Below are 10,933 nucleotides of genomic sequence, written 5' to 3'. Positions count from 1 at the left end.
GGTTGTCCAGTCGAATCCGCGAAATCTGTCGCCGGTAGGAACTGGACTCCGACCGGCGACAGATGTGGCCTGGGCCGATCGGCGGCCACACTGACTCCCGCAACGTGGCACAGATCACCGAGGGAGCGCCCTGAAGATGCCGACGATCATCGAGCAACTCGCGGAATTCGCGGCAGATACCGAAGTCCGGAACTTGCCGGACGAGGTGGTGAGCGAGTCCCAGCGCATCCTGCTCGACTCGCTCGGCTGCGCTGTCGCCTCCCTCGACGACGAAGGCGCTCAACGCGGCGTCGGCTACGGCCGGTACCTCGGCGGCACAGAGGGGCCCGCGTCGATCCTGGGCACGGGGACCACGACCTCGGTGCCGGGTGCGGCCTTCGCCAACGCGGAACTGATCAACGCCCTTGACCAGGACGCCGTCCTGCCGCCCGGCCACGTGACGCCGTACGTCCTGCCCGGAGCGCTGGCGACAGCGGAATCGTTGCAGGGCAGCGGGGAGAAGCTTCTGACCGCGATCGCGGTCGCGCACGAGATGTCCTTCCGCATCGGCAAGGCGACCGACTACCTGCGCGACATCAAGGACGGTGTCGTCACCATCCCCGACGTCATCGGCTACAGCAGCACGCTGTTCGGCGCGGCCGCCGCGATCGGTGTGGTCAAGGGATTCTCCCGCGAGACTCTGGCCGACGCGCTCGGGATCATGGGTTCCACGGTCCCCACCAACACCCAGCGGGCGTGGATGATGCACGCGCCGTCGACCACGATCAAGTACCAGCTCGCCGGCGGGATGGCGCTGTCGGCGGTCACCGCGGCGAACCTCGCCGAACTCGGGCACACCGGCGACCGGGAGATGCTCGACGACCGTGACTACGGATTCCCACGTTTCATCGGGACCTCCCGGTGGGAACCGGCGCCGATCACCGCCGGCCTGGGCACGGAATGGACCTTCACCCCGTTCCAGTCCTTCAAGCCGTATCCACATTGCCGGGTGATGCACGCGCTGTTCGACGCGCTCACCGAGATCGTCGAGACCCACGACATCCGTCCGGACGAGATCGACGCCATCGACGCGTGGGGCGAGAGCTTCGTGCTGCAGCCAGTGTGGGTCAACGAGGACATCCGCAACCCGCGTGACGCCCAGTTCGGCATGACGCACGGCTTGTCGATGGCCGCGCACCGGATCCCGCCGGGCAAGGACTGGCAGACACCGGAAGCGGTACTCGACCCGTCCGTGCTCGAGCTGACCAAGAAAGCCTCTTTCCGGGAACACCCGGACTACACCGCGGCCTTGCGCGGCAACCCGGCGGCGCGGCGATCCCGCGTCGAGGTGCAAGCCCGCGGCACCACCTTCACCGGTGAACGCGCCTATCCGAAGGGCAGTCCTTCGCCCGACCCGGCGACGTTCATGACCGACGACGAACTGATCGCCAAGTTCCGGCACAACGTCGAGGACGTCCTCACCGACGCCGACGCGGACGCCGTCATCGAAGCCGTCTTCGACCTGCGGAACGTCGAGGACGTCACCGAGTTCACGAAACGGCTCCGCCCGGTCCTTCCCTCCTGACCGAATACGGGATCTCCATGACTACTGTGGCAACGAAGCCACGCGGGTCGCTTCGCGCGCGCCTGGGTGGCTACGACCAGACCTATCCGGTCCTCGCGATCACCATCTTGCTGGCCCTGGCCGGCGGCCTGACCACGGCGAACTTCCTGAGCACCGGGAACTTCGCCAGCATCCTGAACCTGTCGGCGGCGTTCGGCATCCTGGCCATCGGCCAGACGATCGTGATCCTCGGCAAGGGACTCGATCTCTCCGTGGCCGGTATCGGACTCGGTTGTGCCCAGGCGACGCTGGCGTTCATCGACCGCGGCATGCCGGAATGGCAGGCGATCGCCCTGATGACCGCGCTGGCGCTGGCGATCGGCCTGGTCAACGGCGTCCTTGTCGCCCTGTTCGAGGTGCCCGCGCTGTTCGTGACGCTCGCGACCGGCATGCTCGCCATCGGCGGCATCGACATCCTGTTCCTCACCGAGAACGTCTACGGCGTGCCGCCCGCGTCGTTCCTGGCCGAGCTCAGCGGCGGTTCGGTCTTGGGGGTGCCCCGTCCGGTGTTGATCGCCGGTGCGGTGTTCCTGCTCGCGTGGTTGTTCGTCTCCTACACCTCACCGGGGCGGCTGATCCGCGCGATGGGGGACAACTTCGCGACGGCACGGTCGACCGGCGCCCCGGTCCGGCCGCTGCAGATCCTCACCTACGTGCTCTCCGCGTTGCTGGCCGCGCTTGCCGGCTACGTCACGGTCTCCCTGCAGGGGAGCGTGCAGACCACGGTCACGTCCTTCGCCCCGATCCTGTTCACCGCGCTGACGGTGGTCGTGATCGGCGGGGTGTCGCTGTCCGGTGGCCGCGGAACCATCCTCGGCGTCCTCGCGGGCGCCCTCTTCGTCGGCGTGCTCAACAACCTGCTGGTACTGCACGGGTTGAGCACCGCGGTGCAGGACCTGATCCGGGGCGGCGTCCTCGCCGCCGCGATCGCGTTCGACGCGTGGCTGCATCCGCGCAACGACGAAACCGAGAAATCCGGCGAACTGTGAACGGGAATGGAACCATGAAACTCACCAAGAAGATCGTCGCCCTCGCGCTGGCCGCGGTGACGGCCACCGCCGTCGCGAGCTGCTCCGTCGACAGCGGTTCGTCGGAAGCCCAGTCCGGCAACGGGAACCAAGCGTTCGGGTCCACTGTGGAGCTGATGCCCGCGCGGCAGAAGGCGCTCGACACGATGAAGGGCAAGAAGATCGCCTTCGTGCCGATCCTCTTCAAGGGCTACCAGCTTACGGAGAACTGGGGCACGACGATGCAGCGCACCTTCGACAAACTCGGCGCCGAGTTCAAGGTGTACGACTCGAACTTCAGCAGCGACCGGATGATCAGCACCATCAACGACCTGATCGCCCGCAAGGCCGCCGACGTGCTGGTGCTGCAGAACCAGGATCTAGGCCTGCTCGACAACGCCATCGACCGCGCGCAGAAGGCCGGTATCTACACGGTGGTGCTCAACATGATGTCCGCCCGGCTCGGTGACGCCTTCGTCGGTGTCGACGTCTACGGTGCGGCCCAGTCGATCGCCAAACGCGCGATGTCCGATTGCGACGGCCGCAACGCGCCGAAGACGATCTCGATCATCGACGGCCCCGGCAACGATCCGGCGTCGATCCTGTGGAACCAGGGGATCAAGGACGTCGTGGAACCGGCGGGCTACAAGGTCCTCGTCGCCCACTCGCAGTTCCAGAACGCACAGGCGCAAGCGGCCGCGGAATCGGTGCTCCAGCAGCAACAGGGCAAGCTCTGCGGCTTCATGGTCACCTTCGACCTCAACTCGATCACCGTCGGGCAGACGGTCAAGGCCGCCGAATCGCGCGGCCAGGTACAGCCCGGCTCGGTCGGCGTCTACACCCTCGACGCGGACAGCAACTGGTGCGCCGCCCTGAAGCAGGGCCTGGTGACCGCCTCGGCCGCCTACGACGTCCAGGGCATCGGCGCGGCAGGCGCGGTCGCCGCGCAGAACCTGATCATGAACGGCGCGCAGCCCGGCAGCACGCACTCGGTCGCTTACGTGTCGGACACGATCGTCGACAAGACCAACATCGACAAGACCACCATCGCCTGCTACGAGAGCCAGTAGGGACGGGCACCGATGACGACTTCGTCTCCAGTGCGCCCTCGCGGGTTCTCCCCGCTGCGGCGCGGGCTCGACGCCTTCGGCATGACCGGCGGCCGGCCCACCGAAAGGATCGCGCGGTTCCGCACGATCTCCGACCTGTTCGAAAAACGGTGGATGGAAGGCGCCGTCCCGCTGGTACTCGCGCTCGCGCTGTGCCTGTACGTCCTGATGACCACGAACGTCGGCGCCGACAACGCACCGCTGGTGCTGGACGAGATGGCCGAGTTCGGCCTGCTGGCGATCGGCCTGACGGTCGTCCTGGTCGGCGGCGGCATCGACCTGTCGGTCGGCTCCATGGTCGGGGTCTGCGCGCTCGGCGCTCTGGTCGCCGACCGGGTGTGGCTGTGGCCGACGGCCGTGGTCGTCCCGGCGGCGATCGTGACCGGCGCCCTGCTCGGGGCGGTCAACGGGTTCTTCATCGCGATCCTGCGGATGCGCCCGTTCATCACCACCCTGGTCACGCTGATCGCCTTCGGCGGCGCTGCCTCGGTCTTGCAGAACGCGAACAGCACCCGAATCGGGATCGCCAAGGACTCCCTGGTGTGGGACTTTCTGAGCACCGGCCGGATCATCGGTGTCCCGGCCGCCTGGTTCCTCTTCGCGATGGTGCTGCTCGTCGTGCATCTCGCGCTGACCCGGTCCCGCTGGGGCTGGTGGGTCACCGCGACCGGCTCGGACCGGCGTTCGGCACGGCGCAACGGCATCCCGGTCACCGCGGTGACGTTCTGGACGTACGTGTTGTCCGGCGCGCTGGCGGGCACCGCGGCGATCCTGACCTCGGCGCGGCTGGCCCGGACCGACCCGAACGTGGGACACGGATGGGAGATCATCGTGCTCACCGCCGTCGTCCTCGGCGGGGTGAGCATCCAGGGCGGCCGCGGTTCGGTGTTGCGGGCGACCGTCGGGGTCGCGGTGGTGGCGATCATCCAGCAGGCGACCGTCGCCGACGGGGCCCAGGGCTCGTTCTACACCGTCGTCCTCGCAGCCGTGCTCGCCGTGTTCACCATCCTGGACCTGAAATGGGGCAAATACCGGCAGCGCGCGGTCGAGAAACTGAAGATCGACCCCGCCCGGCTGTCCCTCGGTCCGCTGATCGACGTCACCGAACCGGGCACCGTGTGGTCCCCGAACCGGCGTCTCACCGACGCGCCACCGGTCGGGCTCGGGAAGATCCGTGGCGCGGAGGACTGCGCCGTCGATGCCGAGGGCAACGTGTACTGCGGCGACCAGCGTGGCTGGGTGTGGCGTTTCCGCGGGCTCGAGGACACCGAGGGCGAGGTCTTCTCCCGCACCGGCGGCTTCCCGTGCGGGCACGTCTGGGACGCCGAGGGCAGGCTCGTCGTCGCCGTCGGCGGCATGGGGATCTACCGCATCGGCCAGGACGGCGAACCGGAACTGGTCGCCAACCAGGTCAAACGCAGCCCGCTGTCACTGATCGACGATTCGGGTCTGCGCGCGATCGACGACCTCGACATCGCGCCCGACGGCTCGATCTACGCCTCGGACTTCTCCACCCGGACCAACACCGCGGACTTCCTGCTCGAACTGGTCGAGTTCCGGCCCAACGGGCGGATCGTGCGGGTGCGGCCGGACGGAACCACCGAAGTGGTCGTGTCGAACTACGTGTTCCCCAACGGGGTCTGCACCTCCCACGACGGCGAGTCGATCCTCATCGCCAGCACCGGCCTGTGCCGCGTCGACCGGCTCTGGATCTCCGGCCCCAAGGAAGGGCAGCTCGAACCGGTGCTGGAGAACCTGCCCGGCTACCCGGACAACATCAACCGCTCCTCGGACGGCAACTACTGGATGCCGCTGTGTGCCATGCGGACCCAGATGTCGGATCTGCTCGGCCGGTACCCGTCGGTCCGGCGGCGGATGACCCGCGAGGTGTCCGTCGACAACTGGGTGGTGCCGCAGCTGAACGTGTCGTGCGCGATCAAGTTCAGCGACAGCGGGGAGATCCTCTCGGTGCTGTGGGACGAGACGATGGAGAACTACCCGATGGTCACCGCGGTCAAGGAACGCGACGGGTATCTGTACCTGTGCGGGGTCAGCAACAACCGGATCGGGCGGATGCAACTGGATCCGGCCGAGATCGGCGACATCGATCCCTCGGCCGTGCCCGGTACGGCAGGAGCGCGCCCGGTCGCGGAGGTGACCCGATGAGTCTTTCCACGCTCAAGGAACTGATCAATCCGAAGTGGGCACGGCGACGGGGTGTGCCGCCCATGGACACCGGACTGCGGCCGAATCTCCGGCTCGACGAAGCGGCCGAGCTACTGCCGTCCGGTGAATTCGAGCCGGACGACGTCGTGGTCACCGGCACCGGTGACGTGGTGTTCAGCAGTGGAAACCTGATCCTCGCGCTGCGCGGCGGCGACGTGGCGCGCGTCGCGGAAACGGGCGGCCGCGTCGGGGCTCTCGCCGTCCGCGGTGACGAGATCCTCGCCGCGGTGGACGGCGTCGGGATCGTCTCGGCCGCCTCTTCGGACGAGGTGTGCACGGCAGCGTCGGTCACGTCCTGCGTGACCGATCTGACCGTGGCGCCGGACGGTTCGCTGCTCGCCACCGTCGGATCGACGACGGAGCGGGACTGGGCGCGGGCGCTGGTCACCGGGGACCGGTCCGGGGCGATCGTGCGGGTGGACGGCACCCGTGCCGAGGTGGTGGCCGAAGGTTTGGCCTGGCCGTCGGGGATCGAGGCATCGGACGAAGAAGTCCTCGTGTCGCTCAGTCTCGAGCACCGCGTCGAGACGCGATCACCCGACGCGCTCGGCAGGTCGGGGAAGGCACTGATCGCGAATCTGCCCGTCTACCCCGGACGCGTGTCCGGCCGGTGGTTCGCCGCGCCGTACATCCGCAACCGGGTGACCGAGATGCTCCTCGACGAGCCCGAAGTGCTCGCCGAGATGACCGGGACGATCAATCCCGCGGAGTGGTTCGTGCCCCGCCTGCGAGGAGGGTCCCCGTTCACGGAAACCATGCAGATGGGGCAGCTGCGCGTACTCGGCGTGGTGAAGAGCTGGGCGCCCGCTCGCTCCTGCGGGCTCGTGTTCCGGGTGGACGACGCGGGCCGGGTGGCCGAAAGCGCGCACGCCCGTGTCGACAGCGCTCGACACGGCGTCACCGGCGTGGCCGTGCGCGACGGCCGCGTGCTCGCGGCGGCGCGCGGCTACGGGAATCTCCTGGAGGTGCGATCGTGACACCGGTGATCAGGCTGACCGACGTCAGCAAGCGTTATGGCGGAACCTATGCCCTCGACGGCGTCGACTTCGACGTACAGCCTGGGGAGATCCACGCGCTGCTGGGGGAGAACGGCGCCGGTAAGTCCACGATGGTCAAGATCATCTCGGGCGCGGTCGCGCACGACTCCGGCACGCTGGAGATCGAGGGGAGCAAGCGGTCCTTCACGACGCCGCGCGACTCGGTCGAGGCCGGAGTGGCCATGGTCTACCAAGAGGGCTCGCTCGTCGAGTCGATGACGGTGGCGCAGAACCTGTTCATGGGCGACGAGAAGGTGTTTAACAACCTCGGGCGCCTCAACGTCGTCGCCCGCGAACTGCTGGAGTCGCACAACTTTCACATCCGGCCCGACGTCCCCGCCGGGGCACTCGGCATCGGGCAGAAGCAGATGGTCGAGATCGCGCGGGCGGTCCACCGGAACGCGAAACTCGTCATCCTCGACGAGCCGACGTCCTCGGTCACGCCCGAGGAACGGCTCCAGTTGTTCCTCTCGATGCAGCGGCTCAAACGCCGCGGGATCGGCGTCATCTTCATCACGCACATGCTCGACGAGGCGTTCGAGCAGGCGGACCGCATCACGGTGCTGCGGGACGGCGTCGTACAGGGAACCCTGGCGCGCCCTGAATTCACCCGGGAACGCGTGGTCAAGATGATGGTCGGGCGCACCGTCGAGATGGGACGCGTGCTGCCCGGCCGCGCGCCGGAACCCGTTCCGGCGCTGCAAGTGGAAGACGTCACGCTGCTGCCGGTGGTGCGCAACATGGCGTTCTCGGCCTACGCGGGCGAGATCGTCGGTATCTACGGGCTGGTCGGAGCCGGTCGCAGCGAGACCGCGATGATCATCAGCGGTGTGATGAAGCGGCGACGGCTGCGCGGCGGAACGGTGCGGCTGAACGGGAAACCGGTCCGCTTCCGTACACCGCGCCACGCCCGCAAGGCCGGCATCGTGTACATCACCGAAGACCGCAAGGCTTCGGGGTTCTTCAGCCATCTCACGATCGCGGACAACATCTACCTCGGGCACCTGTGCAGCGCACTGCGCCTGCCGTTCTTCTACCGTCCCGGTGACCGCAAGTCGGTCGCGAAACGGTTCGTCGAACGCTTCCAGGTGCGCACCCTGCAACCCGGCAAGGCGACCGTCGAAGAACTGAGTGGTGGCAACCAGCAGAAGGTCGTGCTGGCCAAGGGGCTGACCCGCAAACCGCTCGTCGCGATCATCGACGAACCCACGCGGGGCGTGGATCTCGGCACCATTCCCGAGATCCACGCGATGATCCGCGCGCTCGCCGACGACGGCGTCGCGGTCGTGGTCATCTCGTCCTACCTCCCGGAGATCCAGGCACTGTCCGACCGCGTGCTCGTGGCGCGCGCGGGCAGCATCGCCGCCGAATTCTCCCCCGAGGAAGCCGACGAAGAAAGCCTGATGTTCGCCGCCGTGCACTAACCCTCACTACCCCTAGGACGAGACATGCGTGGAGTTGTTTTCAAGGGCGACCGGGTCGTCGAGATCCAGGATTTCGACGACCCCACTCCGGACCGCGACGAAGTGGTGCTGGAACTCAAGGCATCCGGGATGTGCGGCAGCGACCTGCACTTCTACCGGGCGCCGGCCGGGCAGGCGCTCGCCGCGTTCGGCCTGACCGGCGACGACGCCGGCATCATCGGCGGACACGAACCGTGCGGCGTGGTCGCCGCCGTGGGCGCGGACGTCGACCCCCGCGCGGTCCGCGTGGGGGACCGGATGATGGTTCACCACTACGACGGGTGCGGGTTCTGCGACCAGTGCCGCACCGGCTGGCCGCAACTGTGCGAACGCGGGAACGTCATCTACGGTGCGACCGCGCACGGCGGGCACGCCGACTTCCTCAAAGTGCCCGCCCGGACGCTCGTCCCGCTGCCGGACGAACTGAGTTTCGCCGCCGGGGCGGCGATCTCCTGCGGGACCGGCACGGCCTTCGGCGCGCTGACCCGGTTGGGAGTCGGTGCAGGCGACTCGATCGCTGTGTTCGGCCAGGGGCCGGTCGGCCAGTCGGCGGTGCAGCTCGCCGCCGCGATGGGCGCCCGGGTGATCGCGGTCGACATCGAGCGGGCACGGGTCGAACGGGCGACGGACTTCGGGGCCGCGGACACCGTCGACTCGAGCGCAGCGGATCCCGTCGAAGCCATCCGGGAACTCACCGGTGGCAAGGGCGTGACAAAGGCGCTCGACTGCTCCGGAGCACCGCCCGCTCGGGCCGCCGCGGTGAAGTCTGCGGCGAAGTGGGGCACGGTCGCCTTCGTCGGCGAGGGCTCGAACGTCACCCTGGACGTCAGCCCGGATCTGATCCGCAAACAACTGACCGTGCTCGGCTCGTACACGTTCTCCCTGGTCGGGCAGGGCGACTGCGCCCGATTCATCGCGGCGCACGGCGTCGAGGTCGACCGTGTCTTCACCGACCGCTGGCGGCTCGACGACGCGGTCAAGGCCTACGAGGCCTTCGATCGGCAGACAGGCGGCAAAGCCGTCATCGAGTTCTGAGAATCCCTGGAGTCCCCATGACGACCCATTTCATCGACGGCAGACTGACCCCCGCTCACTCGGCGGGCCGGATCGCGGTGACCAACCCGGCGACGGAGGAGGCATTCGCGTCCATCGTGGACGGCGACGCCACCGACGTCGACACCGCTGTCGGAGCGGCGACCGCGGCGGGGGAGCAATGGGCGGCCCGGACGCCCGCCGAACGCGCCGGGTACCTGCGCGCGATCGCGGACGCCTTCGAAGCCCGGTCCGAGGAGATCTCGGAACTGGTCACCCGGCAGAACGGCACACCGATCAGCATCACCCGCGCGATGCAGAGTCAGGTCCCCGTCACTTATCGGTATTTCGCTTCGCTGGCGGAGAAACTGGAGACGGAGAGCCACGTCGAGACCGCGAGCGGGGACGCCGTCGTCCGCCGGGAACCCGTCGGCGTGGTCGGCGCGATCACGCCCTGGAACGGCCCGCAGCCGCTGATCGCGTGGAAACTCGGACCCGCGTTGGCCGCGGGTTGCACCGCGGTGATCAAACCAGCGCCGGAAACCTCACTGGACGCGTTCGTCTTCGCCGAGATCCTGACCGCCGCGGGGATCCCGGACGGTGTCGTCAACATCGTCACCGGCGGCCGCGAAACCGGCGCCGCCCTGGTCGCGCATCCCGGCGTGCACAAGGTCGCGTTCACCGGCTCGACGGTCGCGGGCAAGGCGATCGCCGTCGAATGCGCGACCCAGCTGAAGCGGGTCACGCTGGAGTTGGGCGGCAAATCCGCCGGGATCCTTCTCGACGACGTCGACCTGGACGCCTTCCGGCCGCTGGTGATGTCCGCCTGCGCGCCGAACACCGGGCAGACCTGCCGGGCACTGACCAGGGTGCTGGCGCCCGCGTCCCGCTACGACGAGATCGTCGACATGCTCAGCGCGACGATGAGCGCCATCCCTCAGGGGGATCCGACGGATCCCGGGAACTTCTTCGGCCCGCTGGTGAACGCGACGCAGCGCGACCGCGTCGAGTCCTACATCGCCCTCGGCCGTTCCGAAGGCGCCGAGCTCGTCCTCGGCGGTGGGCGGCCCGCCGGGCTCGACCGCGGCTACTACGTAGAGCCGACGATCTTCCGCGGCGTCACGAACGACATGCGGATCGCGCGTGAGGAAATCTTCGGTCCGGTGCTGGTGGTGATGCCCTACGAGACCGTCGACGAGGCCGTCGCCATCGCCAACGACTCGGACTACGGGCTGGGTGGCGGTGTGTTCTCGCCAGATGTCGACCGGGCGACGGAGGTGGCGCGCAGGATCGTGAGCGGCAGCGTCGGGGTGAACACGTCGACACTGCCCATCGAGACGCCGTTCGGCGGGGTGAAGCAAAGCGGGATCGGCCGCGAACTGGGTCCGCAGAGCGTGGACGCGTACCTGGAGTACAAGACGATCTTCCGGGCTCCGCGCTTTTAGTCTCGCCGCGG

General features: G+C 68.3%; 8 protein-coding genes. All 8 read left to right on the top strand.

Annotated elements, in window-relative coordinates; translation table 11 throughout:
• Positions 1 to 136 precede the first annotated feature (136 nt).
• From AVR91_RS06075 to AVR91_RS06040, 8 genes are read left to right on the top strand one after another with little or no spacing between them, the layout of a single operon-like run.
• Complete coding sequence (locus AVR91_RS06075; protein WP_063274803.1) at positions 137 to 1,564, top strand: MmgE/PrpD family protein; 1,428 nt, start codon at positions 137 to 139, stop codon at positions 1,562 to 1,564.
• Positions 1,565 to 1,581: 17 nt separating this feature from the next.
• Positions 1,582 to 2,592, top strand: a complete 1,011-nt coding sequence (locus tag AVR91_RS06070) for an ABC transporter permease (RefSeq protein WP_083737399.1) — start codon at positions 1,582 to 1,584, stop codon at positions 2,590 to 2,592.
• Between the two features lie 14 nt (positions 2,593 to 2,606).
• Positions 2,607 to 3,680, top strand: a complete 1,074-nt coding sequence (locus AVR91_RS06065; protein ID WP_063274801.1) for a sugar ABC transporter substrate-binding protein — start codon at positions 2,607 to 2,609, stop codon at positions 3,678 to 3,680.
• Between the two features lie 12 nt (positions 3,681 to 3,692).
• A complete protein-coding gene (locus AVR91_RS06060) occupies positions 3,693 to 5,885 on the top strand; it encodes an ABC transporter permease (RefSeq protein ID WP_083737397.1) in 2,193 nt (730 codons plus the stop codon).
• Entirely contained in the window at positions 5,882 to 6,922 is a 1,041-nt protein-coding gene (locus tag AVR91_RS06055) for an SMP-30/gluconolactonase/LRE family protein (RefSeq protein ID WP_063274799.1), read from the top strand. The genes AVR91_RS06060 and AVR91_RS06055 overlap by 4 nt, the downstream gene beginning before the upstream one ends.
• A complete protein-coding gene (locus AVR91_RS06050) occupies positions 6,919 to 8,406 on the top strand; it encodes a sugar ABC transporter ATP-binding protein (RefSeq protein WP_063823154.1) in 1,488 nt (495 codons plus the stop codon). Before AVR91_RS06055 ends, AVR91_RS06050 begins: the two co-directional genes overlap by 4 nt.
• 24 nt (positions 8,407 to 8,430) lie before the next feature.
• Positions 8,431 to 9,480, top strand: a complete 1,050-nt coding sequence (locus AVR91_RS06045) for a zinc-dependent alcohol dehydrogenase family protein (RefSeq protein ID WP_063274798.1) — start codon at positions 8,431 to 8,433, stop codon at positions 9,478 to 9,480.
• A gap of 17 nt (positions 9,481 to 9,497) precedes the next feature.
• A complete protein-coding gene (locus AVR91_RS06040; RefSeq protein WP_063274797.1) occupies positions 9,498 to 10,922 on the top strand; it encodes an aldehyde dehydrogenase in 1,425 nt (474 codons plus the stop codon).
• The last annotated feature ends 11 nt before the right edge of the window (positions 10,923 to 10,933 follow it).

It is taken from the genome of Amycolatopsis keratiniphila subsp. keratiniphila (assembly GCF_001620365.2).
GTDB classification, from domain to species: domain Bacteria; phylum Actinomycetota; class Actinomycetes; order Mycobacteriales; family Pseudonocardiaceae; genus Amycolatopsis; species Amycolatopsis keratiniphila.
Note: the sequence above shows the minus strand (reverse complement) of the source record. Positions and strands in the feature narration are given on the sequence as shown.